23 protein-coding genes are annotated in these 26,678 nt (G+C 69.6%); all 23 read left to right on the top strand.

The features are described 5' to 3' along the window. Nucleotides 1–217 precede the first annotated feature (217 nt). The 23 genes from FFK22_RS08865 to FFK22_RS08760 all read left to right on the top strand — a co-directional run bounded on the left by FFK22_RS08865 (nt 218) and on the right by FFK22_RS08760 (nt 26,678). A complete protein-coding gene (locus FFK22_RS08865) occupies nt 218–1,987 on the top strand; it encodes a hypothetical protein (RefSeq protein ID WP_138886031.1) in 1,770 nt (589 codons plus the stop codon). Nucleotides 1,988–2,329: 342 nt separating this feature from the next. Next, a complete protein-coding gene (locus FFK22_RS08860) occupies nt 2,330–3,040 on the top strand; it encodes a hypothetical protein (protein ID WP_138886032.1) in 711 nt (236 codons plus the stop codon). A gap of 309 nt (nt 3,041–3,349) precedes the next feature. Continuing rightward, nucleotides 3,350–3,976, top strand: a complete 627-nt coding sequence (locus FFK22_RS08855; RefSeq protein ID WP_138886033.1) for a hypothetical protein — start codon at nt 3,350–3,352, stop codon at nt 3,974–3,976. Next, entirely contained in the window at nt 3,973–5,970 is a 1,998-nt protein-coding gene (locus tag FFK22_RS08850; protein WP_138886034.1) for a phage terminase large subunit family protein, read from the top strand. The genes FFK22_RS08855 and FFK22_RS08850 overlap by 4 nt, the downstream gene beginning before the upstream one ends. Before the next feature lies 1 nt (nt 5,971). After that, nucleotides 5,972–6,184 (top strand): phage head-tail joining protein, encoded by a 213-nt coding sequence (locus FFK22_RS08845; RefSeq protein ID WP_138886035.1) that lies wholly within the window; start codon nt 5,972–5,974, stop codon nt 6,182–6,184. Beyond that, on the top strand, nt 6,181–7,692 hold the full coding sequence (locus FFK22_RS08840; RefSeq protein WP_186002383.1) for a phage portal protein: 1,512 nt from the start codon (nt 6,181–6,183) through the stop codon (nt 7,690–7,692). Before FFK22_RS08845 ends, FFK22_RS08840 begins: the two co-directional genes overlap by 4 nt. Continuing rightward, nucleotides 7,689–9,089, top strand: coding sequence for a S49 family peptidase (locus FFK22_RS08835; RefSeq protein ID WP_138886037.1), 1,401 nt, complete (start codon nt 7,689–7,691; stop codon nt 9,087–9,089). Before FFK22_RS08840 ends, FFK22_RS08835 begins: the two co-directional genes overlap by 4 nt. A gap of 10 nt (nt 9,090–9,099) precedes the next feature. Beyond that, nucleotides 9,100–9,744: a head decoration protein gene (locus tag FFK22_RS08830; RefSeq protein WP_138886038.1), complete on the top strand. Its 645-nt coding sequence runs from the start codon at nt 9,100–9,102 to the stop codon at nt 9,742–9,744. Between the two features lie 63 nt (nt 9,745–9,807). Further along, nucleotides 9,808–10,842 (top strand): major capsid protein, encoded by a 1,035-nt coding sequence (locus FFK22_RS08825; RefSeq protein WP_138886039.1) that lies wholly within the window; start codon nt 9,808–9,810, stop codon nt 10,840–10,842. Between the two features lie 123 nt (nt 10,843–10,965). Next, nucleotides 10,966–11,214, top strand: coding sequence for a hypothetical protein (locus FFK22_RS08820; RefSeq protein WP_138886040.1), 249 nt, complete (start codon nt 10,966–10,968; stop codon nt 11,212–11,214). Nucleotides 11,215–11,290: 76 nt separating this feature from the next. Beyond that, a complete protein-coding gene (locus FFK22_RS08815) occupies nt 11,291–11,488 on the top strand; it encodes a hypothetical protein (protein WP_138886041.1) in 198 nt (65 codons plus the stop codon). After that, nucleotides 11,485–11,823, top strand: coding sequence for a hypothetical protein (locus FFK22_RS08810; RefSeq protein WP_138886042.1), 339 nt, complete (start codon nt 11,485–11,487; stop codon nt 11,821–11,823). Before FFK22_RS08815 ends, FFK22_RS08810 begins: the two co-directional genes overlap by 4 nt. 3 nt (nt 11,824–11,826) lie before the next feature. Continuing rightward, on the top strand, nt 11,827–12,489 hold the full coding sequence (locus FFK22_RS08805) for a DUF6441 family protein (RefSeq protein ID WP_138886043.1): 663 nt from the start codon (nt 11,827–11,829) through the stop codon (nt 12,487–12,489). Next, the gene (locus FFK22_RS42815) at nt 12,486–12,917 is read left to right on the top strand and encodes a hypothetical protein (RefSeq protein ID WP_186002382.1); all 432 of its coding nucleotides are present in this window, start codon (nt 12,486–12,488) and stop codon (nt 12,915–12,917) included. The genes FFK22_RS08805 and FFK22_RS42815 overlap by 4 nt, the downstream gene beginning before the upstream one ends. Nucleotides 12,918–12,931: 14 nt before the next feature. Continuing rightward, entirely contained in the window at nt 12,932–14,224 is a 1,293-nt protein-coding gene (locus tag FFK22_RS08795) for a phage tail tube protein (RefSeq protein WP_138886044.1), read from the top strand. Then, nucleotides 14,224–14,793 carry a hypothetical protein gene (locus tag FFK22_RS42810; protein WP_186002391.1) on the top strand — a complete coding sequence of 190 codons (570 nt, stop codon included), beginning with the start codon at nt 14,224–14,226 and terminating at the stop codon, nt 14,791–14,793. The genes FFK22_RS08795 and FFK22_RS42810 overlap by 1 nt, the downstream gene beginning before the upstream one ends. A 26-nt stretch (nt 14,794–14,819) precedes the next feature. Further along, the gene (locus FFK22_RS08790; protein ID WP_221938484.1) at nt 14,820–15,035 is read left to right on the top strand and encodes a hypothetical protein; all 216 of its coding nucleotides are present in this window, start codon (nt 14,820–14,822) and stop codon (nt 15,033–15,035) included. Beyond that, nucleotides 15,028–17,874, top strand: a complete 2,847-nt coding sequence (locus tag FFK22_RS08785) for a phage tail tape measure protein (protein ID WP_138886045.1) — start codon at nt 15,028–15,030, stop codon at nt 17,872–17,874. Before FFK22_RS08790 ends, FFK22_RS08785 begins: the two co-directional genes overlap by 8 nt. Beyond that, a complete protein-coding gene (locus tag FFK22_RS08780) occupies nt 17,871–18,305 on the top strand; it encodes a hypothetical protein (protein ID WP_138886046.1) in 435 nt (144 codons plus the stop codon). The genes FFK22_RS08785 and FFK22_RS08780 overlap by 4 nt, the downstream gene beginning before the upstream one ends. Continuing rightward, nucleotides 18,302–18,829, top strand: a complete 528-nt coding sequence (locus FFK22_RS08775; protein WP_138886047.1) for a hypothetical protein — start codon at nt 18,302–18,304, stop codon at nt 18,827–18,829. Before FFK22_RS08780 ends, FFK22_RS08775 begins: the two co-directional genes overlap by 4 nt. Before the next feature lie 5 nt (nt 18,830–18,834). Continuing rightward, nucleotides 18,835–19,263 carry a C40 family peptidase gene (locus tag FFK22_RS08770; RefSeq protein WP_138886048.1) on the top strand — a complete coding sequence of 143 codons (429 nt, stop codon included), beginning with the start codon at nt 18,835–18,837 and terminating at the stop codon, nt 19,261–19,263. 13 nt (nt 19,264–19,276) lie between these two features. Continuing rightward, nucleotides 19,277–24,199 carry an Ig-like domain-containing protein gene (locus FFK22_RS08765; RefSeq protein WP_138886049.1) on the top strand — a complete coding sequence of 1,641 codons (4,923 nt, stop codon included), beginning with the start codon at nt 19,277–19,279 and terminating at the stop codon, nt 24,197–24,199. Between the two features lie 10 nt (nt 24,200–24,209). Continuing rightward, a complete protein-coding gene (locus FFK22_RS08760; RefSeq protein ID WP_138886050.1) occupies nt 24,210–26,678 on the top strand; it encodes a hypothetical protein in 2,469 nt (822 codons plus the stop codon).

Below are 26,678 nucleotides of genomic sequence, written 5' to 3'. Positions count from 1 at the left end.
CTGTATCATCATGCGAACTGACGGGCGGCACATCGAGTTCAGCTGCAAGGTCTGCGGCGGCCGGGCGATGTTCGGTTACGGCTGCAACCTACTGAAGGTTCCGCCGGCACTCGGCGAGTGGTTCTGCGCCGAGCATCGCCCTTCGCCTCCCGAGCCCACCATCCAGCCGAAGATGACAAATCCGCCGGCCAAGCCGGGGCAGGGGAGGCTGCTGTAGATGGTCGATCCTACCGAGGATCCGGGGGATCGCCCCGATCCGATCCTCGCCACCATCGACGCCCAGGAGCGGGACGACTGCCCGGTGCGCGCGGTCGGGTCGACCGACGGCGTGTACTGGTTCCTGTCGCCCTCCGGCGAGCTGCGGCGGATGGTGCGGTCCGACTTCACCGCGATCGGCCTGCTGTCGCTGTTCGAGGGGCGCGACGCGTGGCTGATCGCCAACCACGTCCGCCACGACAAGGACGGCGAGCCGGTCAACGACTTCAACGCGAAGAAGGCGGCGGCCGACCTGATGACGCGGTGCCACCGCATCGGGCTGTACGATCCGTCGCTCGGGCGGCGAGGCCTGGGCGTCTGGAAGGCGCCGGACGGGTCGCCGATCGTGCATTGCGGCGACGCGGTCTATGTCGCCGGCGGATGGCGGCGGCCCGGGCTGCGGCTCGACCCCGGCCTCTATGTCGCCCGGCCGCGCTGCGCCAGGCCGGACTTCGACGAGCCGGCCTCGGCCGAGGACGCACAGCGGATGCGCGACGCGATCGACCTGTGGCGGTTCGGCGAGCCGGTCGACGCCGACATGGTGTTCGGCTGGTACGCCCTCGCGCTCCTCGGTGAGATGCCACCATGGCGGGTGCACATGCAGTGCGACGCCGAGCACGGCTCCGGCAAGACGGCGCTGATCGTGCTGCTGGGCGCCGGGCTGGGGCCGCAGAGCGAGACGCTGAACGACTACACCGAGGCCGGGATCCGCGCCTCGCTGACCAACCAGTCCCGCGCCATCCTGCTGGACGAGGCCGAGGTGGCGCCGGGCGGCGGCGGCGCGTCGCGCATGCAGATGGTGATCGGGCTGATCCGCCGCATGTCGGGCGCGCAGGGGGCCGAGGTGGCGCGCGGGTCGCCCAACCAGGAGGCGATGCGAAACCACGTCTCCGGCTCGGCCTTTCTCGCCGGCATCAACCCGCCTCCGCTCCTGCCGCAGGACCGCAGTCGCATCTACGGTTTCCGCCTCGTGAAGGCGACGCGGGACCCCGACGCCGAAGCGAAGCTCACTGCCGCGACCGAGGGGGCCCGGGGGATGAGCCCAAGGCTGAGGGCACGGGCCATCAAGCAATGGCCAGTGTTCGAGGCCTCGGCCCCGGTGTGGCGGCGGGCGCTGATCGAGGCTGGGTGCGACGGTCGGCAGGCCGATATGTTCGCGGCGCTGCTGGCCGGGCGCGATCTGCTGCTGCATGACGGCCCCCCTGACCCCGACAGCGTGGCGGCGGAGATGGAGCGGCTCGGCGGGATCATCTCCGAGCTGAGCCAGGCCGACGAGGAAGACGGCGACGCCGCGCAGTGCTGGAACCACCTGCTGGGCCAGCCGGCCGACCCGTACAAGGCCCGCAAGCGCATCACGCTCGGCGCCATGGTGGCCGCGGCCGCGAAGGACCTGACCAGTCCGTACCGGGACGAGCTGCGCGCCTATGGCATGCGGCTCGAGCCGGAGAAGCGGGAGGACGGGTCGGAGCGGCCTGTGCTGTTGGTGGCGAACAACCACCAGGCGGTGAAGCGCATCTATGCCGGGACGCGCTGGGAGGGCGGGGGCCATCGCATCTCGCTGCTGCGCTTGGGCAGCCCGGTGCGCGGGCCTGACTGGGTGGCCCGGCCGAGCGGACGCGCCTGGCAGTTCGGCGGCCCCAAGAGCCATGCCGTCGTCATCCCTTGGACCCTGCTGCCCGAGTACGAGCCCATGACCCGCGGGTCGGGTCCGGATCTCGACGGTGATGACTGACGTGCGGCCGCAGGGCAGGCCCCTGTCACCCCCTCCGACGGCACATCAAGGGCTTAGCCGGAACTGCGGTTCCGGTCGGTTCCGGCCCGGTTCCGACCTCGGTTCCGGCCAAGCTGTTGATATCGCATGGGAAAGGCCGGATCGGAACCGGATAAGCCGATGTCGGGACGGCCCTAAACGCGGGTGCGCGCGTGCGTTGAGAGTGACCGTATGCCTCGAATTTGGTTCCGATTATAGGAATATACAATGAAATCAATAGGTAAGCCGGAACTGAGATCGGAACATCGTCGGAATAATGCCAGAACCGCCGGAACCGGCGTTCGGCCCGACCATGAGCGGCGCGTGGTGAAGCGGCACCTGGACCTGTTCGACCTGTGCGTCTGGGCGTACCAAGTGCAGCGGGTCGACATCGTCACCGGCCGCGGGCTGTTCGAGGCGGAGCGTGAGCTGGATGGGGATGAGCCTGTGCCCGTCTCGCGGCACGGTCGGGTCGAGGACATCCGGCGGCTCGGCTGCACGGTCGACGGGGGCCAGCACAAGGGGCTCAATGACCGGGTACATCCGGACGCAGTGGCCCTGGCAGACCGGGTCAAGGATCCGATCGTCGCCTTCCACGCCCGCCTCGGCGATGCTCCAGAGTGGCCATCGTGCCTGCCGCGCGCGTGGCCTGAGATCGCAGTGCGCGATCGGGATGTCAATTGGGGGTGGATGGACCTGAAGACCTATCGCAATGCCGCCGAGTGGCGAGAGCGGCAGGCGATCGAGGGGAACCGGGTCGAGTACCGTCAGCTGGTGGCTGAGCGGGTGTCGGAGGAGTACTTCGAACAGGAATGGGACGAGCGGCGCCGCAGGATGCGGGACGTGCCGAAGGCCAGGACAGTCGAGGTGATGTACTGCCCGCTCAACTGGGCGCCGTCGATCGAGTGGATCATGTGGCAGCAGGGCGCGTATCGGCGCTGGCATGAGGCGATGACGTCGCTGCAGCGGGCGCTGGCCGGGGTCGCGCTGCGCGACCACGTCATCACCGGGTTTAATGCCACCACCTATTGGTGAACGGGTGCTTGACAGCCCCCAGGTTTATGACTATTGACTTCGAGCAGGAACGCAGCGTGCGTCCACCGAGCCCGCCCGGCACCGCCGCGGCGGGCTTCGTCGTTCAGGCCGGATCGGTCCTGACATTACTGCGTTGAAACTTGTTGTGGTGTAACGCCGAAACCCTGGGGGCCCCCACCCCTTTGGGTCCTTCCGGCCGCCCGACGTATACGGGCAGCAATGGAGTTTGGGGTGGGCAGATTTAGGGGTTCACGACAGGGTTAACGCCTGAACGGCCAGCCCGTTCATAGGTTCAATCGGAGCATCGTCATGACCATCGCAGCCAGTGCTGGCGGCGCCGGTGACGGCGCTGCCCGACGCGTCGTGTCCAAGGCCGAGTTCAGCCGCATGATCGGCCGGTCGAAGGCGGCCGTCACCGGGTACGTGAAGGACGGGAAGATCAGCGGCCGGGCGCTCGACCACGAGGACGGCGTCGAGCGTATCGTTGTCGACGAGGCGCTGCGGCAGTTGGACCTGACGCTGGATCCGATCCAGCGGGCGGCCCAGGCCTCGGCTGCCAGCGCGGCCGCGGCGATTCCTCCGGCGCTGAACAACGACCAGCAGCGGCTGGTGCGGGCGAATGCCGAGCTCAAGGAGACGCAGGCGCTGCGGGCCCGGGCCGAGCTGCTGGCGAGCAACGGCACCTGGGTGCGGACCGCGGAGATCCAGCCGGCCTGGTCGCGCCGCCTGGTCGAGCTGATGGCGCTGATCGAGGCGGCGTTCCCTGACCTGGCCGACGAGCTGCTGGCTGTTCCGACCGGCGACAGGAAGAGCGTGATCCTGGCGCTGCGCCGCGGTTTCCGATCCGTCCGCCAGAAGATCGCCGACCAGATGGGCGCGACCGCCGCCGGCGTCGCGACCAGCCAGCAGGCCGAAGAGGACGAGCCGCAGGGATGAGCGACGTCGCTGCCGACTTCCGTCCCCTGGCGAACCTCGATTGGCTCTTCGCCACGGTCGCGCAGAAGGTGCTGGAGCCGCCGGCGCCGCCGGACTATTCGGCCTGGGCCCATGAGTATGTGCGGTTCGGTGAGGAGAGCCCGTTCCCTGGGCGCTACGATCCGCGGCGGATGCCGCAGTTCAAGCGCATCCTTGAGGGCTTGTCGCCGGACCACCCGGCGCGGATCGTCACGCTGATGGGCAGCGCCCAGATCGGGAAGTCGGTGATCTGCCAGGTGTTTGTCGGAGGTTCGCTGGACCTCGACCCGTGCCAGGTCATCTACTACCACCCGACCGAGAGCAACGCGACGGAATGGGTCCGCACCAAGTGGAAGCCCATGATCAGAAACACGCCGCGGCTGCGGGAACTGCTCGGGGAGGAGCGGAGCCGGAGCGGGCAGCAGAGCATCCTGTACTACGAGCGGCAGGACGGTCGCGGCGCCTTGACCGTCGCCGGGTCGAACAGCGGCCCGGCCGTCTCGATGAAGTCGGCCCGGGTTCAAATCCAGGACGACCTGTCGAAATGGGAGGTGCTCAAGGCCGGCGACAGCGAGACCGGCGCCGACAGCCGGTCTATGGCCTTCCTGTTCGCCAAGATCTTCAAGGTCTCGACTCCGCTGCTGGAGCACAATTGCCGCATTACGCGGAACTACAAGGCCGGAACCCAGGAGCATTACCACGTCCCCTGCCCACATTGTGGTGTGATGCAGGAGTTGGTCTGGGAGAACATGCTGGCCGGCCTCGATGAGGCCGATCCGGACGACGCGCATTTCACCTGCGTCGCCTGCGACGAGCGGATCGAGGAGCGGCACCGCAACCAGATGATCGCCAGCGGCGACTGGGTCGCGAACAACCCTGGCGCGGCCGACCTTTCGTTCTACATCTGGGCCGCCTATTCGCCCTCGCAGTCCTGGGCCAATATCGCCCGGGCCTGGATCAAGGCCAAAGGCAACCCGGCCGCAGAAATGGTGTTCCTGAACGACACCATCGGCCGGGCGTACAAGGGCGTCGGCGAGAGCCCTCCATGGGAGGCGCTGCGCGACCGGGCCAAGGAGTTCGGCCACAAGCTCGGCGTCATCCCCCATGGCGGACTGATCTTCGTTGCCGGCGCCGACTGTCAGAAGGATCATGTCGAGGTCCAGTTTCAGGCCTTCGGCCGCGATGGCCGCCGCTGGGTGGTGGAGTACCGGGTCATCCCGGGCCACATCTCGACCGACGCCTGCCGGACGAAGCTGGACGAGCTGCTGCTGGAGACCTGGCCGGACGAGCATGGCGGCGAGCGCGTACCGCACCGCAAGCTGCAGATGCTGGCGATCGACGGCAACGCCTGGACCCGCGACGTCGAGGACTGGGCGAAGAAGCACCCGGAAACCAGGGTGATCATGGTTCGCGGCGCCCGGAGCGAGACGGCGCCGCCGCTGGCCGCCACCCAGACCGACAAGAAGCCGGACGGCAAGCCGCGCAAGCGCCAGAAGCGGTTCTACAATGTCGGCGTGTCCGGCCTGAAGACGACGCTGTACACCGCCCTGGCCAAGGACGATCCGCAGGAGCGCGGCTTCGTCGGCTTCCCACAGGGGCTCGAGGACGAGTATTTCCAGGAGCTGTGCTCCGAACGGCGCACCCCGAAGAAGCGGGCCGACGGCTTCACGGTTTATGTCTGGACCAAGCCGGAGGCGCAGGACAACGAGGCGCTGGACACCGCGATCTATGCCGAGGCCGCGGCGATCCGCTGCGGCTGGCGTGCCCTGACCGACAAGGCGGCGGACGAGATCGAGGCGCGCCTGGCCGCAGCCGGCGCCGAGATCCGAAACGCCGCGCATCCCGACCTGTTCGAGCCGAGCCGCCCGATCGTCGCGGCGGCACCGGCCCCTGAGACACCGGCACCGCCGCCGGCGTCGCCGCAGCCCCGGCCCGCAGGGCGCGGCCGGGTGCTGCGCAGCTCTCTCGCGAGGTAGCATGGCCTACACCACCGCAGAGCGCGACGCCTTGCAGAAGGCGATCGTGAACGGGACGCTGCGCGTCACCCACAACGGCCGGTCGGTCGAGTACCGGTCGATGGCCGACCTGAAGGAGGCGCTTCGCCTGGTCGAGGAGGCGCTGGCCACCGAGGCCGGCAACCCGCCGCCGCGGCAGGTACTGCTGTCCAGCCGCCGGGGGCTGTGCCGGTGACCCCCGCCGCCACCCGCACCCGGATCAAGGGGACCAGGCTGTACATCGGCGGCGAGCCGGATTTCGACGGCGCGGGACAGGGGCGCCGGCTGCGCCACTGGCGGCCGAGCTCGTCCGGCATCAACGCCATCCTCAGCGGATCGCTGACCTGGCTGCGCGCCCGGTCACGCGACCTCGCCCGCAAGGATCCGTGGGCGGGAAACGGCATCGAGACCTATGCCGCCAACCTGGTGGGAACCGGCATCAAGCCGATGAGCCGGGCGAAGGACGAGGCGTTCCGCGAGGCGCTGCAGGAGCTGTGGCTGGACTGGACGGACGAGAGCGACGCCGACGGCCTGACCGATTTCTACGGCCAGCAGCGCCTGGCGGCCCGGTCGGTGATCGAGGCCGGCGAGGTGCTGATCCGCTTCCGGCCACGCCGGTCGACGGACGGCCTGTCGGTGCCGCTGCAGATCCAGGTGATCGAGGCCGACCATCTGCCGGTCGAGAAGACCGAGCCGCTGCCGAACGGCAACCAGATCATCTGCGGCGTCGAGTTCGACACGACCGGGCAGCGCGTCGCCTACTGGCTGTATCAGAAGCACCCCGGCGAGATCCTGACTGGCAACGTCAGCATGATCCCGGTGCGGGTGCCGGCGTCGGAGGTGCTGCACATCTTCAAGCCGCTGCGGCCCGGCCAGGTCCGTGGCTATCCCTGGCTGTCGAGCGTGATCCTGAAGATCCGCGACATGCTGGAGTATGGCGATGCCGAGGTGGTGCGCAAGAAGTTCGCCGCCATGTTCACGGCCTTCATCACCTCGCAGGAGGCGGACACGGCCGGGCTGGTCGGAGCGGCGGATCCGGAGACCGGTACCGGCGGGGTGATGGAACCTGGCACGACGCAGTTCCTGAAGCCCGGAGAAGACATCAAATTCGCTGAGCCCGCCGATGTCGGCGGCAGCTACGAGCAGTTCATGCGCGTCAACCTGCGGGCCATCGCGGTCGGCATCGGTGTGACCTATGAGCAACTGACCGGCGACCTGACGGGGGTGAACTTCTCCTCGATCCGCGCCGGGCTGAACGAGTTCCAGCGCCGCTGCGAAGCGGAGCAGGAGCAGACCCTGGCCTTCCAGCTGTGCCGGCCGATCTGGGCCCGCTGGATGGATGAGGCGGTGCTGGCCGGTGCCCTGGCCGCGCCTGGCTATGCCGCCAACCCGCGGCCATTCCGCCGCGTGGCCTGGGTCGCGCCGGGCTGGCGCTACGTCAACCCGGCGCAGGAGGAGGCGGCCGACCAGGCCGCGATCCGCGGCGGCACCAAGAGCCGGCGCCAGGTGGTCAGCGAGCGCGGCGACGACGTCGAGCGGGTCGACCGCGAGATCGCGGCCGACAACGCTCGTGCCGACAAGCTGGGCCTGGTGCTCGACACGGACGCGCGGAAGACCAGCGCCGCCGGCCTGACCCAGGCCCGGCCGGGCGGGACCGTGCTGCCGAGCCCGGATGTGCCCGATGGGCAGGGAGGATCGCGATGAGCAAGGGACTGCTGGCCTATCCGCAGATTGCGACCCGGCTGTTCGGGGCGCCGCTGCTGATCCACCCGCGCAAGCTGGCCACCATCGTCAATGTCGTCGCCCCGCGCATGGGCCTGCCGGTGCTGGCCGGGGTGGAGGATCCGGTGCCCGGCCCCCGGGCCGATGCCGGTAGCATCGCGATGCACGGGGCGCCGACCATCGCCGTCATTGACGTGCATGGCAGCCTGGTGGCCCGGGCCTATGGCCTCGACGCGCTGTCCGGCCTGCGCAGCTATGCCGACATCGCGGACGACCTGCGGGCCGCCCGGGGCGACGCCACGGTGCAGGCCATCGTGCTGGACATCGATTCCGGCGGCGGCGCCGCGGACGACGTGTTCGACCTGGTCGACGAGATCCATGCCGGCCGGGGCGACAAGCCGATCTGGGCGGTCGCCAGCTGCTCGGCCTATTCCGCCGCCTACGCCATCGCGTCGGCCTGCGAGCGGATCTGCATGCCGCGCGTGTCCGGCGTCGGCTCGATCGGCGTCGTCGCCGTGCATGTCGACATCAGCGGCGAGGACGAGGCGCTCGGCTACGCCTATACGCCCATCTTCGCCGGGGCGAAGAAGATCGACTTCTGGCCGCACGCCCCGCTGAGCGACCGGGCCCGCGCGGACGAGCAGGCCGAGGTCGACCGCATCTACGACCTGTTCGTCGAGACCGTGGCCCGGAATCGCGGGATGACGCCGGCAGCGGTGCGCGCCACCGAGGCCGGGTGCTTCGGTCCGGACCAGGCGATCGCGCTTGGGTTGGCCGACCAGGTCGCAACCTTCGAGGAAACCATCACCCTGCTGTCGGCCGAGATCTCGCCGGCGGCATCCCCGCGCGGCGCTTCGGTGCCGCGCTCCACCGCCACGAGGAGCAACCAGATGGCGATCCGCAAAGCGGCGGTGCAGCCCACCGCCGACAAGCAGAAGGACCCGGCGACCGTCGAGCCGGGCAATCCCGACGACGGACAGGACGGGGGCGAGGGCAGCGGCAATGCCGATGCGCCTGCGACCCCGGCTGCAGCACCGGCCGCGGCCGCGCCTGCGGCTCCGGCCGCCCCGGCGGCCCCGGCCCAGCCTGCCGCTGCCGCCCCGGCCGACGGCCGCGCCGCGGCACTGGAGATCATGGACCTGTGCCAGCTGGCCAACGAGCCGCTGAGCCTGGCGCAGGACATGGTCCGCCGCGGCCTCGACGTCGCCGGCGCGCGCAAGGAGCTGCTGCAGCGCCGCGACGCCAAGGTCGGCAAGGACGCGCCGATCGACCCGCACCACGCCCCGGCCGGCGCGGCCGAGGCGGCTGCCGCCACCGGCGGCTGGGATCGCGCCTTCGCCAAGGTCCGCGGCCCCGCCCGCGCCAGCGGCAAGAACTGAGGAGGGAACCATGACGGTTCTTACGGAAGGCACCCACGCCGGCGAGTTCATCGTCAGCGAGGCCAATGGCAGCCGCAGCCGCGATGCGGTGATTGTCCTGTCCGGCCAGGACCTGAAGGCCGGCCACGTCGTCGGCAAGGTCACCAGCGGCACCGCCGCTTCGGCCGCCGCCGCCGGCAACACCGGCAACGGCACCATGGGCACGGTGACGGTCAGCGGCGCCGCCAAGCTGGGCGTCTATGTCCTGACCATCGTCGCCGCCGCGGCCAATGCCGGCGAGTTCGTGGTCGAGGACCCGGACGGCGTCACGGTCGGCAACGGCACCGTGGCGGTCGCCTTCTCCGGCGGCGGCCTGGCCTTCACCCTGGCCGATGGTGCCACCGACTTCGCCGCCGGCGATCAGTTCCGGATCACGGTCTCCGGCTCCAGCAAGCTGAAGGAGTGGAACCCGGCGAACACCGACGGGTCGCAGTATGCCGCGGCGATCCTGTTCGATGCCGTGGATGCCACCGCGGCCGACACACCGGGTGTCGCGATCGTCCGCGACGCGGAGGTGAACGCCGCCGAGCTGGTGTATTTCACCGGCGCCACCACCAACCAGAAGGCCGCAGCCCTGCTGCAGTTGGCCGCACCCGCCGGCATCATCGGGCGCTGAGGCGCCCTCCCCACACGCAGCCGGCGAGCGCCGGCAACAGCGCGCGCCGAGGAGGGCGCAACAATGGCCACGATGGACATCTTCAACCAGGACGCCTTCTCGATGGTGTCCATGACCCAGGCGATCACCCGCACGCCCTATCAGCCGCGACGGCTGGGCGCGCTGGGTCTGTTCACGCCGCATCCGATCACCACGACCGCCGCGGCGATCGAGGAGATGAACGGCACGCTGAAGGTCATCCAGACCGATCAGCGCGGCGCTCCGATCCAGCAGCGCGGCGCCGAGAAGCGCAACCTGCGCTATTTCGGCACGCGTCGGATCGCCAAGGGCGACACGATCCGCGCCGAGGAAATCCAGGGCATCCGCGCCTTTGGCAGCGAGACCGAGCTGATGCAGGTGCAGGCCGAGGTCGCCCGTCGGCTGGACGGTCCTGTCGGCATCCGCCGTGACGTCGAGTTGACCAAGGAGAACATGCGCCTGGGTGCGGTCCAAGGCATCGTTCTCGATGCCGACGGGTCGGTCATCTACAACTGGTTCACCGAGTGGGGCGTGTCCCAGCCGGCCGAAGTCGCCTTCGATCTCAACAACGCCAGCCCGACGCCCGGGGCCCTTCGCAAGAAGTGCAACGACGTGGTGCGCAAGGTGACCCGCGGCGCCAAGGGCATGATGGTCCAGGGCAGCGGCGTCCACGCCCTCTGCGGCGACGACTTCTGGGACGCGCTGATCACCCATCCGGATGTCGAGAAGACCTACCTGAACTGGGAAGCGGCGGCGAATCTGCGCGAGGGCACCGCCTGGCAGGCCTTCAACTTCGGCGGCATCAGCTGGGAGAACTATCGCGGCACCGATGACGGCACCACCGTCGCGGTCGCGACCGACAAGGTGAAGTTCTTCCCGGACAACGCTCCCGGCGTGTTCGAGGAGATCAACTCCCCGGCGGAGAGTTTCGAATATGTCAACACGCCGGGCATGCCAGAATACTCGATGATCGTGCCGGACCAGAAGCGGAACATGTTCGTCGACGTCGAGGTCTATTCTTACCCGCTGTTCATCTGCACCACGCCCGGTGCACTGCAGCGCGGCAAGATCGGGGCCTGATCCCAGGCTTTGAGGTTGCGGAGGGGGGATGGCGACGGGCTGCTTCGGCGGCCCGTCGCCGTTTTCGGGGAACTGGGCATCGTTAAGCGCGACGTCAGCCCTTGCCATACGGGAGAATGTCAAATGAGTGCCATGCGCGCCAAGATGAAGATCGCTCGTGTCGAGAAGCACAGTTCTGAGTGCGAGACGCTGCACTTCCATGCTGTGTGCCGCTCCGACGGCTATCCTGCCGACGGCAGCGATGAGAACAACACCTATGCGAAGTTCTCGCCGTCCGGGACGCTTTCTCTGACCGTCGCCAATCCGGCCTTGATCGGCAAGTTCGCCGAGGGCGAGGAATACTACCTCGACTTCACCAAGGCTGGGGCTTAGCAGACCAGCAAAGATCGTTTGGTGGGATGGTGACGGGCTGCTTCGGCGGCCCGTCGCCGTTTTCGGGAGAGACGCCATGAAGATCGAGGTCGTGTCGCTGGGCATCGTCAAGCGTGACGGCAGCCCGGACATCCATTACCTGCCCGGCACCTATGAGGTCGCCGACGATGTTGCCACCGCGCTGCGGGAGCAGGGCGCGCTAGCGCCGAAGCCCGAGGCTCCGACCGGCGACGCTGAGATGCTGCCGACCGGCCGGAAGGGCAAGGGCGCGTGACGGCGTTCGACGCCATGCACGACGCGCTGTTCGCAGACGCGAACATGGCGGTCGCCGCCATGGTCGAGCCCTTCGGCGGCGGCGTTGCCATGGCCTGCCGGGCGATCCTGTCGCAGCCGACCGAGGTGCTCGGCGTCGCCGGCATGGAGATCGCGGCTGACACCACCATCGTCGAGGTCCGCCGCAGCGAGATTCCGTCGCCGCAGGCCGGCGACACGGTGGTGACGCTCGACGCCGCCGGCGGCGAGACCGGCCGCTACATCGTGCAGGGCGAGCCGAAGCTGGACGACCTGCGCATCGTCTGGACCCTCGACACCCGGCCGCAGGGCATCTGACGCATGCGGATCGGCGCGGCGCTGACCGGGGACCTGGAGAAGTTCCTGGCCCAGGAGAGCGCCGACATCGCCATAGCGGTGACCGCGGGCGTCACCCAGGCATCCGACGGCGCGAAGGAGGACCTGCGGCAGCAGGTGCGCGGCGCCGGGCTGGGCGACCGGATGGCGAAGACCTGGCAGAACAAGGTCTATCCGAAGGGGCGGAAGAGCCGCGGCGCCGCGGGCCTGGTCTACAGCAAGGCGCCGACCATCATCCGGGCCTTCGACGAAGGCGCGGTGATCCGGTCGAAGGACGGCTTCTGGCTGGCGATTCCGACCGCCGCCACGCCTCGAGGCCGGGGCGGCCGGCGGATGACGCCGTTGGAGGTGGAGAAGCGCTTTGGCCAGCCGCTGCGCTTCATCTACCGGCCCGGCAAGCCCGGCCTGCTGGTGTTCGACAACGTGCGGATCGGCAGCCGGGGCACGGCGAAGACGAACCGGCGGACGCAGGGCGGCGCGGAATACACGCCGCTGCGCGGCCGCACCTCCGCGGTCATGTTCATCCTGGTGCCGCAGGTCCGGCTGCAGAAGCGGCTCGACGTCGACCGGGTGGGGCAGGTGTGGATCGGCAAGCTGGCCAGCCTGATCCTGGCCGCCTTCCCGCCCGATGGAGGAGTGCGCTCATGACCAAGGGCGAGAGCGTGGTCCAGGCGCTGAAGGCGGCGCTGGCCGCTGGGGTGCCGGATGCGAAGGTCAAGCGCGCCGATGGCTGGCCGACCCGGCTGGACGGCGGCCGCATGATCCTGATCTTCGAGGACCGGGACACAGACCCCGACGAGATGCTGGGCACCGAGGGCCCCTGGTATGTCGAGCACCCGATCGTGCTCGGCCTGGCCGTCGAGGCCGGCAACGCCGATGCGCGGGACGCCGGCTTCGACGCGCTACTGGCCGAGGTCGACGCCGTGCTGTCGGCCGACCTGACGCTGGGCGGCGCGGTGTTCGGCATGACCTATGCCCGCCCCGCGATCGACGCGGAAGCATTCCCCGGCAGTGCCGGGATCAAGGCGGCCGTCCTCGAGGTGACGGTCGAGTACCAGTCCGACACGCGGCTTTAGAAAGGAGGCCCGAGATGGCCACTGCACCGCGTCGCGCCACCGGCGCGAACGTCTACATCAACGGCGCCTTCGAAGCCGCCTACGGCACCCAGGCGACCGGCAACTGGAACGGCCTGCGCGCCTACAGCTACGGCCTGGCCGCCGGGCAGGACCTGCTGGACGAGCCGCTGCTCGGCGCGGGCCGCGACCCCGATGCCTACCAGTTGGGCGCGATCGACGTGCTGGGCAACGTCGTGGTGCCGGTGGACCAGCGGTTGTTCGGCCACTGGCTCAAGCTTTTCCTGGGCACCGCCCAGTCCGACACCCAGGTCGGGTCCCGCGGCTATATCGACTTCTCGGCGCTGCCGGCCGCGTCCAGCACCATCACGCTGGCCGGCACGGCCTGGACCTTCGTGGCCAGCGGGGCGACCGGCCCGCAGACCAACATCGGCGCCTCGGTGGCGGCGACGGTGACGCAGCTGGCCAGCGACCTGAACGCTTCGGCGGTGCCGGCGATCTCGGCCGCGACCTATACGGCCGACGGCACTCGGCTGCGCATCCAGCACGACACGGCGACCACGGCCGGCAACAGCTTCACCCTGGCCGCGGGCGCCACCAGCAACGGCAAGGTCAGCGGCGCCACGCTGGCCGGCGGCGGCCTGTACCGGCACCTGTGGTACAGCGGCGCGGCGTCGCTGCCGTCGATGTCGCTGGAGACCGAGCACCGCGACTTGACGCCGGGCGACCTGCGCTTCTATCAGCGGCTCGGCGTCGGCGGAAACACGCTGCAGATCGACCGCACCCGGGCCGGGTCGGTGCGCGCGCAGCTGGGCCTGATCGGCCAGAGCGAGACCAAGACCACGACCAGCCAGGCCGGCACGCCGGTGCAGCTGCCGGTCGACCTGTTCTCGCAGTTCCAGGGTTCGATCCGCTTCGCCGGCGAGGGCAGCGCCAACCTGACCGCCGGCAACTTCGCCTTCGGCAACAACCTGGATGCGGTGCCGGTGATCGACAATGACGGGCTGATCGGCGGCCTGGACCCGGGCCAGACCACGATCGGCTTCAGCCTGACCGGCCGCCTGTCGTCCACCACGCTGAAGGCGAAGGCCGATGCGGGCGAGGCGGCGGAGCTGCAGTTCGGGTTCCGGTCCCCGGCCAATGGCGCCGAGCTGCTGTTCACGGCGCACCAGGTGCAGCTGCCGAAGCCGCGCAACGAGATCTCGGGCCCGGGCGGGATCGAGATGACCTGGGACGCGCGCGGCAGCCGCGCCGTCGCGCTGGGCCGGGCCATGCAGGTCGAGCTGTTCAACGACGTGGCGGCCTACTGATGATCCGCCTCAACCTTCCGCGCGGGCCGTACTGGATCGACCTGCCCTTCGGGGTGCGGGTGCGGGTGCGGCCGATGACGACGGCGATCCGCGAGCAGGCTGTGGCCCGGGGCCTGCGCCTGGCGGCCGAGCTGGGCCAGCATGCCGAGGCGGTGGAGCAGGCCGGCGGCGCCGTGGTCGGTCTGCCCGAGCTGCTGGACCCGGACGCGCGGGCCGGCATGTCGCAGATGCTGTATGTCCAGGGCCTGGCGCAGGCCGCCATCCTGGAATGGGAAGGCGTGCTGGAGCAGGACAGCGACGACCCGGCCCCGGTGTCCGACGAGAAGGTGGCGGAGGTGTTCGCCTTCTTCCCGGCGATCGCGGACAGCTTCACGGTGCAGTACACGGCGCCGATGCGCGAGGCCATCGTCGAGGGAAAAGGATCGCGGAGCTCGCCGGGTGGCACTACCGGGGAGGCTCCGATTATTGCCGAGGGTGCCGGGACCAAGGGCTCGCCTGCGCGAAAGGCGAGGCCGTCGAGGTCGACGGCGAAGCGCAGCGCTGCCCGTACATCGAACACGAGCCCCTGACCGAGGAAGGCCGCGCGGCCTGGGACGTGCTGCAGCGCTGCGGCGGCCAGGTCCGCTACGCCGGCATGGCCGGGGTGGCGGTCGGGCTGGACCTGTCGGCGGCGCTGACCATCGGCGAGGACCTGGGCTACGACCGCCGGGCCCTGGCCGTGCTGCTGCCGATGGCCGAGGCCGCGGCGATCGAGGCCCTGAACGAGCGGGCGAAGAACCGCTCCGGATCGAAGGAGGATGGCGATGGCTGAGCGCAACCTGTCGATCCGCCTGTCGGTCAAGGATGCCGACACCGTCAAGCGCGCCCTGGAGGGGCTGGGCAAGGACGGCCAGTCGGCCTTGCGCAAGATCGAACAGGGCGCGCCGCCGGCGAGCCGCGGTCTGCTGGCGGTCAACGCCGTAGCAGGCGACCTGAAAGGGAACATCGGCGACCTGACCGGCAGGCTGGGGCCGCTCGGCTCCGGCCTGTCCGCGCTGGGGCCGTTGGGAATCGGGGCCGCCGCCGGCATCGCCGCGGCGGTCGCGGCGCTGGGCATCCTGTACACCAAGGGCAAGGAGGCGCTGAGCTTCGCCGACGACATCGGAGACGTGGCCGACAAGCTGAAGATCACGGGCGAGCAGCTGCAGGAGACGCGCTTCGCCTTCAATGGCGTGGTGGATCCGCAGGTGGTGGACGCCGCGCTGGGCACCTTCACCAAGTCGATTGGCCTGGCGCAGGCCGGCAACGAGAAGGCGCTGAAATCCTTCAAGGCCCTGCATGTCGAGCTGAAGGACGGCGACGGGCGCTGGAAGTCTAACATCGCGCTGCTGTCCGACGTGGCCGACCACATCGCGGCGCTGGAGAGCCCTGAAGAGCAGCTGGCGATCACCACCAAGCTGTTCGGCGACGCCGCCGACGACATGGTGACGGTGTTCCGCAACGGATCGCCCGCGCTGAAGGAGGCCGGCGATCGCCTGCGCGAGATGGGCGGCCTGATCTTGGACGAGGACATCGCCCGGGCCGGAGAGTTCCAGCAGGTGCTGGACGACCTGGCCGTCGTCATCAAGGCCCAACTGGTTCGCGGCTTTCTGGAGGTGGGGCCGCAGATCGTGACCTTCACCCGGATGGTGGGGGAGAACCTGCCGAAGCTGGTGCGCGGCGGCGCCGAGGCGGTGAAGTGGCTGAGCGACAACCTGGTCAGCCTGGCCGAGGTCGCGGCCACGGCCGCTGGCGCCATCGCCGGGGGCCTGATCGGCTCCGCGCTCGGCCCGTTGGGCACCATCATCGGCGCGCTGGCCGGCGGCTATTACGGCATGAAGACGGCGGTCGACCAGCTGGAAGGATCGCAGGACGGCCTGAACAAGGTCACCGATACGACCAAGCGCCTGATGGGCGAGCTGACCGACAAGAGCAAGGACAACACGGACCAGACCCGCGAGCAGGCTAAGGCGCAGGCGGAGCTGGCGCGACAGATCGCGGCGACGAACGCCGAGGCTGCGCGGTCGCTGTGGGCCGACGCCTACATGAAGCTGTCCAGCGCGCAGCAGGCGGCGCAGGCCAAGACGATCGATGTGCGCAAGGAGTTCGGGGCCGTCGTCGGCGAAGGCGGAAACCCGATCGTGGTGGCCGATCCCAAGCTGCAGAGCGAGCTGGACGCGGCGGCCGAGCGGGAAAGCACCACCTCCGCCGGCCTCGCCGGCGCGCTCGAGGCGCTGCGCCTGGCGGATGAGCGGGTGGCGCAGGCCGGTGGGATCCCGTCTCGCACCGATGCGCCGGTCACCGGCACGGCGCCGGCCAGCGGCATCGCGCCGCCGGCGTCCGGCGGCATTACCCCGACGCCGATCGGCGGCACGACCAACCCGCGCGGCCTGCCGAGACGGCTGGGCAGTCTGGGCGGCGATGACACCACGAAGGAAAAGGGCGACCCGTTCGGCGACCAGATGCGGGACCTGCAGGCCTCGCTGGCGGTGCAGCAGAAACTGAACGCGGCCTATCTGGACGGCGGCGCCGCGGTGGGGCGCATCACCCGCGAGCTGGAGCTGCAGCAGAAGATCAACCAGATCTCGGCGAAGTACACGCCGGACCAGAAGGCCCAGGTCGAGCAGCGGCTGCGCGCGCTGCAGGACGAGCAACTGCGCGGCAAGACGCTGGAGAAGGCGGCCGACATGGAGAGCCAGGTCGCGCTGGCGCAGAAGGAGCTGGACCTGTCCGGCGAGACCGAGGCTGCGCGGAACCGGGAACTGGCCATCCTGCGCGCGAAGCTGGACCTGCAGAAGCAGGGTGTCGACCTGTCGTCCGAGGAGGCGCGGCGCATCATCGCCAGCACCGGCACGCTGGCCGACACCAATGCCAAGGTGGCGCAGCAGCGCGACCTGTACAGCGAGCTGGGCGACATGGCCAGCAGCTCGGTCGACCGGATCGGCACGGCCCTGACGACGCTGGCGATGGCCAACGAGGATACGGTGATCGATTTCACATCGCTGTGGGCTGGCGCGATCTCGGAGCTGCAGCAGTCGCTGTTCCGCCTGGCGCTGCTGAACCCGCTGAAGAACATGCTGGGACTGAACGGCGGCACCGAGCTGCCGACCCTGGGCGGCGTCGGCGGCCTGCTGGGCAAGGCGTTCGGCTGGATCGGCGGCCTGTTCGGCGGCGGCGGCACCGGGCCGGCAATCACCCTGCCGACCAGCCCGGGCACGATCGGCGTGACGCCCCTGGCCAATGCCACCGGCAACGCCTTCGACTGGGCCGGCCGGGTCAAAGCCTATGCCATGGGCGACGTGTTCGACCGCAGCACGCTGTTCCAGCATGCCGGCGGCATCGGGCGCCTGGGCGAGGCGGGGCCGGAGGCGGTGATGCCGCTGATCCGCCTGCCAAACGGCAACCTGGGCATCGGCGCCGCCAACGAGAACGCCGCCGGCGGCGACCGTGTCAGCGTGGTCATCAACAACAACACGGGGGAGAAGGTGACAACCAAGGAATCCCGTGACGGCCGCGGCGGCCGCCGCCTCGAGGTGGCGGTCGGCGACATGTTCGCGCAGGAGGCGGCGCGGCCCGGCTCCACCGCCAGTCGCGGCGTCTCGCAGGCGCTGCAGGGGCCGAAGCGGCGATGACGCTGTGGACCTGGCCGGCCGAGTTGCCGCAGCGGCCCCTCGTCGACGGCTACAACGAGACGCTGCCGGACCTGGACCTGGTGTCGCAGCCGGACATCGGGCCGGCCATGATCCGGCGCGAGACCACTGCCGCGCCCTACCTGATCAGCCTGTCGTTCAAGGTGACGGACTGGCAGAAGGAGCGGGCGAAGCGGTTCTACCGCGACGACGTGAAGGGCCGCACCACCCCGTGGTGGCTGCCTGAGCCCGGCGTCGACGGCTATCCTCTGCTGGCCGAGGACGGCGTGACGCAGATCCTGGACGAGGATGACCAGCCGATCCTGATGAGCAGCCTGCTGCTGGTGCGGTTCGCCGCCCAGCCCAGCTTCACGCCGCTGGCCCGGCCGAAGCTGGGCTGGATCATGCCGCTGCAGCTGGAGGTGCTGCCATGACCCTGTCGCCGGCGATCGTCGAGCAGATGATGGCGCAGCAGTCGCCGGACACGGCGATCGTGCTGACGACCTTCACCCATGCCGCGCTGCCGCAGCCGCTGCGGTTCTGCACGGTGCCGCTGCAGCGCCTGTCGCTGGAGCCGCTGACCTATGGGCTGACCAGCCGCGGCCAGGTCCATCGGTTCCTGCCGATGGAGGTGCTGCTGCCGGGGGACGAGGAGGGCGCGGCGCCGCGCGGCCGCATCGTGCTGGATGACGTGGCCGGGCCGGACCCGGACGGCAACCTGGTGCGCGCCAGCGACCTGCTGCGGCTGTCGCCGGCCAGCGCCAAGCTGCTGTTCGAGATCGTGCGGGCCGCGACCCCGGATGTGGTGGAGCAGAGCTGGCCAGAGCTGGAAATGAGCCGGGCGCCGATCGCCAACGGCGCGATCTCGATCGAGCTGTCGGCCATGACCATGGAGCGCGAGCCCTGCCCGTGCGACCGCCTGACCCCCGGCGTGGCGCCGACGCTGTTCTCGGCGTGACGCGCATGGCCTGGAGCGACGCCTATGTTGGGCTGCCCTGGAGCAGCGGCGGCCGGACCCGCGCCGGGCTGGACTGCTGGGGCCTGGTGACCTTGGTGCTGGCGGAGCAGCGCGGCATCGAGCTGCCGAGCTATGCCGAGGACTACACCGACGCCCTCGAGCGCGAGGAGATCGCGGCACTGATCGCGCGGCGGCCGCTGGACCTGGTGCGGCCGGTGGCGGCCGGGGACGAGCGGGCGTTCGACCTGGTGCTGCTGCGCAACCGGCTGCTGCCCGACCATATTGGCGTGGTGGTGCGGCCCGGGCTGATGCTGCATGTGCTGCGCGACAGCGAATCGGTGTGCGACCCGTATGACGGGCCGCTGTGGTGCCGGCGGATCGTCGGCTTCTTCCGGGCACCGGAGCCCGATCCCGGCTTGCCGCCGACCCCGTAGCAGGAACCGAGGCATGACGCTTCCGACCCAGCTGACGCCATCGGCGCCCGCGGCAGCGGGGGTGCGCCTGATCGGCGCCCCGAACCCGTTCCGCGCCGATGTGGTCGAGCGCGTGGGCATAGCGGGGCGCACCGTGGCGCAGCTGGTCGAGGACGCCTTGGGCCTGCCCGTGACGCCGGAGATGGCGGCCCAGGTTCGGGTGACGATCGGCGATGACCCGGTGCTGCCCGGGCAGTGGTCCCGGATCCGGCCGAAGGCGGGCACCACGGTGCTGGTGCGGGTGGTGCCGCAGGACGGCGCGCTGCGGATCGTGCTGACCCTGGCGATCGTCGTGGCTGCCGCCTATCTGGGCCCGCTGGCCGCCGGCCTGGCTCTGGGCACCACCGGCGCGGCGGCGACGGCGACGACGGCCGGGGCCCTGATCTCCGCCGCCACCTCGGCTGTCGTGGCGATCGGCGGCAGCATCGCGCTGAATGCCCTGATCCCGCTGCGGTCGCCAACGCTGGGCGGGGCGGCACCGAGCCCGACCTATTCGATCGGCGGGACGCGCAACAGCGGCGGCGCCTGGAGCGTGATCCCCTGGGTGCTGGGCCGGCACCGCATGGCTCCGATCTATCTGGCGCGGCCCTACACCGAGGTGGTGGGGTCGGACCAGTATCTGCGGGCGATGTTCCTGTGGGGGTACGGCCCGCTGCGGCTCGAGGACAAACGCATCGGCGAGACCCTGATCGGCGACTTCGAGGATATCGAGATCGAGGATCGTGAAGGCCTGCCCGGCGATCCGCCGATCACTCTGTATCCCAGCCGAGTGTTCGAGGAGGCGCTGTCGCTGTACCTGGAGAGCGGCGCGGATTGGGTGGTGCGCCGCACCGAGGCGGACACGGACGAGATCTCGATCGACCTGAGTTTCCCGCGCGGGCTGATCGACTACAGCAAGAAGGGCAAGAAGAAGGAGATCAGCTCCAGCGTCGCGATCGAGATGCGCAAGGTGGGCGACGTGGCCTGGGTGCCGGTGACCGAGCTGGAGACGACGGAGAAGCGGCAGGAGCCGTTCCGCCGTGGCTATCGCTGGGTGGTGCCGAAGGGGCAGTACGACGTCCGGCTGCAGCGCACCGACGAGGAGAGCGACACCGGCACGGATCGCACGGAATGGACGGCGCTGCGCAGCATCAAGGTCGGCGCGCCCTATACCTTCCGCAAGCCTCTGGCCGTGACCGTGGTGCGGATCCGCGCGCAGGACCAGTTGCAGGGCGTGATCGACACCCTGACCGGGATCGTGAACAGCCGGTGCCTCGACTGGGACACCGGCACCGACACCTGGATCGAGCGCGAGACCAGCAACCCGGCCAGCCTGTTCCGCTATGTGCTGCAGGGACCGGGCTGCGCCCAGCCGCGGGCCGACGCCCTGATCAACCTGCCGGTGCTGCAGGACTGGCACGAGCACTGCGTCGCGCTGGGCCTTGAGTTCAACATGGTGCGCGACTTCGAGGCGACGCTGCCGGCGGTGCTGGACGACATCGCCTCGACCGGGCATGCGTTCCGGTCGATGCCGGACGGGCGCTGGAGCGTGGCGATCGACCGGCCGCAGACCGAGGTGCGGGCGCATTTCACGGCGCGGAACAGCTGGGGCTTCACCACCGAGCCGCTGTTCGGCGAGATCCCGCACTGCTACCGCGCCCGCTTCGTAGACCGTGACGCGGACTGGGACGTCAATGCCGAGCGGCTGGTGTTCGACGACGGCTACGACGAGACGAACGCCACCCTGTACGAGGAGATCCAGTTCCCCGGGGTGACCGAGGCCGGCCGGGTGTGGAAGGAGGCGAAGCGCCGCTTCGTCGAGTGGCGCACGCGGTTCCTGGCCCATTCCACCAACGCCGCCTGGGAATATCTGGTGGCGCAGCGCGGCAATTTGGTGCTGGGCGCGCACCCCGTGCTTGGCGTCGGCCTGGCACAGGGGCGCGTCAAGGCGGTGACGGCGCAGGGATCGCTGGTGGCGATCGGGCTGGACGAGGCCGTGACCATGGCCGCCGGCAAGAGCTATGTCATCCGGTTCCGGCGCAAGACCAGCGCGACGCTGCTCCGCATGGTGGCGACGCGGCCGGGCACCACCGATGTGGTGTGGGTGGCCGGCACCGGCGAGATGCCGGATGAGGGCGACCTGTTCCTGTTCGGCGAGGCCGGCAAGGAATCCCGCCGACTGATCGTCAAGAACATCGAGACGGCGGCGAAGCTCTCGGCGCGCCTGGCCTTCGTGGACGAGGCGCCGGAGATCCACGAGGTCGAGGACCTGACGCCGCCGTCCTGGGTGCCGCGGCAGCCGCAGCGGGACCAGGACACGCCGGCGGTGCCGCGCATCATCTCGGTGAGCTCCGGCGACGGTGCGCAGACGGTGGGCGAGGACGGGTCGATCCTGTCGCCCGTCACCGTCGGCGTGGCGCCTGGCGGCGGCGGAAAGGTGGCGGCGGTGACATTCGAGCTGCGGCACCGCCCGGCGGGCAGCACGGCGCCCTGGCTGACGGCGACGGTGGCGGCGGCGCAGGGCGCGTTCCGCATCCTGGGATATGAGGTGGGCGAGGCGATCGAGCTGCAGGTGAGGGCCAGCACCGGCGTCAAGGTCAGCGCCTGGTCGACCCCGCCGGTCAGCCACACCGTGCTGGACCGCACCCTGGCGCCGCCGCCGGTGGCCAGCTTCGGCTCGTCCCGGTTGTCGAGCGGGCTGCGGCACTATGAATGGGTGCTGTCCGACCCGGACGGCAGCGGCACGCCGCTGGACCTGGCCGGCTATGAGATCCGCTACAGGGCCGGCACCGGCCACGCCTGGGCCGACCTGGACCCGCTGCATGTCGGGCTGCTGGTCTCCTCGCCCTATGAGACCACGGTGCCGCAGCTGGGCGGCGTCTACACCTTCGGCATCGTCACCAAGAACTGGAGCCGGCTGGAGAGCTCGCCGCTGCTGGTGACGCTGACCCTGGCCAACGGCGTGGCGCCGAACGTGCCGGCGGTGCTGACCCAGCCGCCGAGCCCGACCAACGACGCCACCATGACCTTCGGCGGCACCGCCGATGCCGGGACCGCGGTGCACATGTATGTCGACGGGGTCGACGTGGCGAACCAGGCGGTGGTCGGCACGGCCTGGTCGGTGACCAGCCCGGCGGTGGCGGACGGGTCGCGGTCGACCGTTTTCCGCGCCCTGGCCGCCGACGGCAACCCGAGCGCATCGACGGACCCGATCGTCGTGGTGGTGGACGCCACGGCGCCGGCGGCGCCGGTGATCAGCGGGGGCCCGACGATCAACACCACCGACACGACACCGACGATCCCCGGCACCGGCGAGACCGGATGCTCGCTGCAGCTGTACAAGGGCGGGGTCGCGGCCGGGTCGCCCGTGCCGGTCACCGCCGGCGCGTGGACGCTGGACATGGCGACCCAGGCCATCGGCAGCTACAGCCTGACGGCGATCCAGACCGACGCGGCGGGCAACCCGTCGCCGGCCAGCACGGCGGTGACGCTGAACGTGAAGCCGCTGGCGCCGGCGATCAGCACCGCGTCGGCCACCATCGGCAACACCAACCCGCAGGTGGTCGGCACGGCAATGGCCGGCGCCAGCGTCGGCGTCCTGGTCGACGGGGTGCTGAATCAGACCGTGACGGCGGACGGGTCCGGCAACTGGAGCGCGACCCTGGCCGGCCTGACCGCCGGCGCGCGCAGCATCACCGCGACGCAGACGGTCAACGGCCAGACCTCTGCCGCGTCCAGCGCCATTACGCTCACGGTGGTCTGGTACGATCCGGACGCCTCCGGCCACGCCGACTTCAAGGGCGGCAACTACCGGCTGAACGGAGCCGGGTCGACCCTGGCCGGCATTTTCGACACCATCACGACGTCGGCGCAGATCGTCACCAATGCGGACGGCTCGCTGCACCCGGTTGCCGCCAACGCGGCGCCGCTGTGCGACCGCGGCCTGGAATTGTGGGAGAACCGGACCAACCGCTGCACGAACCGCAACGCCAACCCGACTGACCTGACCGGCGTCACACTCAGTGGCGACGTGCTGGCCACGCTGACGCGGGTCGACGACAGCGCGAGCATGCCCGGCGGAATCCTGGCGGCCCTGTTGACGGCGACCACGATCAACGGCTTCGTTTACAAGCTCGACAACTCGGCCGGATCGACGGACGCCTTCGCGACCATCAGCGGCACTATCTCGGCGACGGGCGCCTGCCGCGGCTCCATCGTCTACCGGGGCTCGGCCGGACGCATCGAGATCGGCGGCGCGACGGCGGTGTCGTTCGGCGCCTCGACGCCTTATGTCCGGGTCGGAGGCAGCAGGACCGCGGCGGCCACTACCGAGCAGCTGCGCGTTGCCGCTCCGGCCGGCGCCGTCGTCTACTTCATCTTGAACCAGTTGGAGGCTGGCGCCTTCGACACTGCGCCGATCGTGGTCAACGCCGCCATCGCGACCCGCAATGCCCCGCAGATCCAGCGGACGGTCGGGGCCGACTTCAATGCGACGGAAGGGTTCCTCGGGGTTCGCGCAAAAGTCGTGTCCGGGGTCACCAACAGCGGTGTCGCCTTCGGCTCGCTCCAGACCACGATCAGCGACGCGAACGTGCTGCAGTTTGTGACATCGGCGAGCCTGCGCGGCCTGACCCAGGTGGCCGGAGCCGCTACGGCCGTGCCGACGCAGGCGCTGACGGCGACCAACATGACGACGGGCGTCTATGGCTACAAGGCGAACGACTTCGGCTTCTCGGCCAACGGCCTTACGACGTTGACAGACGTGTCCGGTGCCCTGCCGACCGGCACGCCCGCCAAGATCACGGTCAGCATCAACGTCACCGCGCCGCTGAATGGCGTGATCGAGCAAGTAAAATGGGGCACGGCGAAGCCCGGAAACGCGGCGATCCAGACCAAGAGCGGCTGGACGGTTCTCTAAGGGAAACACGATGACCTTCGGAAGCAAGGAAAGAGATCGCCCGACGACCGGCCTGGCGCAGTACTACCGCGTGGTCGACCCCAGCGGAAACAGCCGGAACCAGGTGCCGCAGGACGCGGCAGACCAGGCTGGGGCCTTGATGCATGTGATGACGCCGGACGGCAGCTATCCGCTGCTGACCGAGGCGATCGAAGACCTGACGGTGGCGGCTGCGTCTGGACTTCATCCCGCCGTCGACACGGTGGCCGAGCTGACCACTCTGAGCCCGATGCCGGACGATGGCATATTGGTCCCGGTCACCAACGATCCTTCGGACGATGGCACCGGCGACGTGAACGGGGTCTACAAGCGCAAGGCCGCGGCTCCGGCCAACCCACCCGCGCCGGCGGGGTGGGTCAAGACGGCCGACCGGATCACGCAAATCCGCAACCAGCAGCTCATAGATGGCCGGCGGATCACCGATCTGGAGAACGACAGCCTGCCGGTCGATTTCGGCGCCACCGATCAGTTCGAGATCATCAACACCAGCATCTCGAACCCGTCCACCCGCTACAATTGGTCGGTGGTCGACGGGAAGCTGGTGATCGACCAGACAGCCAGCGTCCTCCTGCTGATCGGCTTCCTGACCAACTACACAGGGATCGAAAATCGAAGCTTTTCCTGCCGCTATGTGGTCGATGCCGTCGACGCCGCGTCCGGCTTCGGCATTTGCATCAACCCGTCCGGCGGCAGCGTCATCGACCCGACCAACCACGTGTCGATCATCTGGCGCGCCAGTAACGGCCTGATCCTCGCGTACCGGCAGGACGGCTCGACGGTGGTCGCCAGCCTGACGGCGCCCGGGGCAGGGAGCGGCGTGGTCATTGATGCGTCAGTGCCGCGGGTCTCCTGGACCACGGGCGACGTCCTCGACATGACCCTGGTGCTGGATGCCGATGGGACGACCGGCGCATTCACGACCTTCAAGAACGGCGCCGTCGCCGCATCGTTCCGGGTTGTCGGGCTGCCGGTCGGCTACATCGGGGCCACCGGCCGGCACACGACGAGCGGCATCACCGGCACCTTCGGTCCGGTCCTGGTCAGCCGGATCCAGCAGGCCGCAAAGCGGATCTACATCAACCCGAATGTCGGCGCGTCCAGCATCGGCACCGAGGCCAATCCCTTCAAGACGATCAGCGACGGCCTGCTCTATGTGAACGAGAGCGGCCGGCGTCTCGACATGGTGCTGAAGGGCGGTGTCTACCTCGCCGGCCCGGAAATCCAGACCAACCGGTACGACAGCATCCGCATCGTCGGGGACCAGGGCAAGCGTCCGCTGATCCGCCCCGGCACGGTCCTGACGAGCGGGTGGGGGTTGGCTGGCGGATCGAGCAAGGTCTATGCCCGCTCACACGTCTTCGGCGGCACCACTGGGGCACTCAACGCCAGCGGTGCATTCCTCGACCTGTCCAACCATGACGGGGACTGGGGCTTCACCTTCTATGAAAGGCAGCCACCCCTGACCGGTTCGGTGGCGGCCCTTGAGGCACTCGCAACAGGCGTGGGCGGCTACTGGATCGATGCGGCGACCGGCATCGCCTACATCAAGTGCATCGGCAACGTCAGCCCGAACACGCTGCAGATCTTCCGTGCGGAGTGGACGGCCGGCGTCAACCTGATGCCAGCCCCAGCCATCCTCGCCGGCATGACGGACATCTATATCGCTGGCCTCGACATCGAGATGCCATACGCCCACGGCATCCTGGCCGGACGGGTGCGCGGCGTGATCGAGGACTGCTTCGTCAAGGGAGTCGCAGCGCTGAACGCCTTCTCGCCGAACATGATGACAGGCGAGATCGCCAGCTGCCGCGGCTGGCGCTGCTGGAACGACGGCATCAACCATACGGTGCCGCTCGACTTCGCCGACCCAAACCCGTCGCCGGAGCGCATAGCGCAGCTGCGGGTGATTGGCTGCGACATGACGGACATGGCGGTGGGCGATGGCCTGTCGAACCATTCGTCGCAGGACGTCGTGGTCATCGGCGGCAGCTTCAGCCGTAACGGAAAATGCGGCATCGTGCCGGTGGCAAACGCGACCATCGTCGGGGCGCAGGTGTCCGATAACGCGACGGAGGGCATTGGCGTGCTGGTCAGCAACGCCCCTGGCGCGGCCTCAGCGGTGGTCTCTGTGCGGGACTGCCATTTGTCCGGCAATGCGGTTGGGTTCTCGGCCGTCACGCCGGACGTGAACGGCGACAGCAGTCAGAACACTGCCGTGTTGGAAGTGTTGGGCGGCACCTGCATCGGCTCGACCGAGGCTCTTTTCAGGCTGCGCAACGACAGCCCGACAGGCGGCACATCCGGCAACCCGTGCACCATTTCGGCGAGAAACCTGGCGCGCAGCGGCAATACGGTCTACCGCGATGACATCACCGGTGCGCATGGTCAGCTCGGCCATCTTGTAGACGTCGTGGCGCCGATCATGCCGGGCGCGTTCTAG

This window comes from Mycobacterium sp. KBS0706, from assembly GCF_005938675.2.
GTDB lineage: Bacteria > Pseudomonadota > Alphaproteobacteria > DSM-16000 > Inquilinaceae > Inquilinus.
The sequence above is the reverse complement of the archived record's forward strand: the minus strand, read 5'-3'. Positions and strand labels throughout refer to the sequence as shown.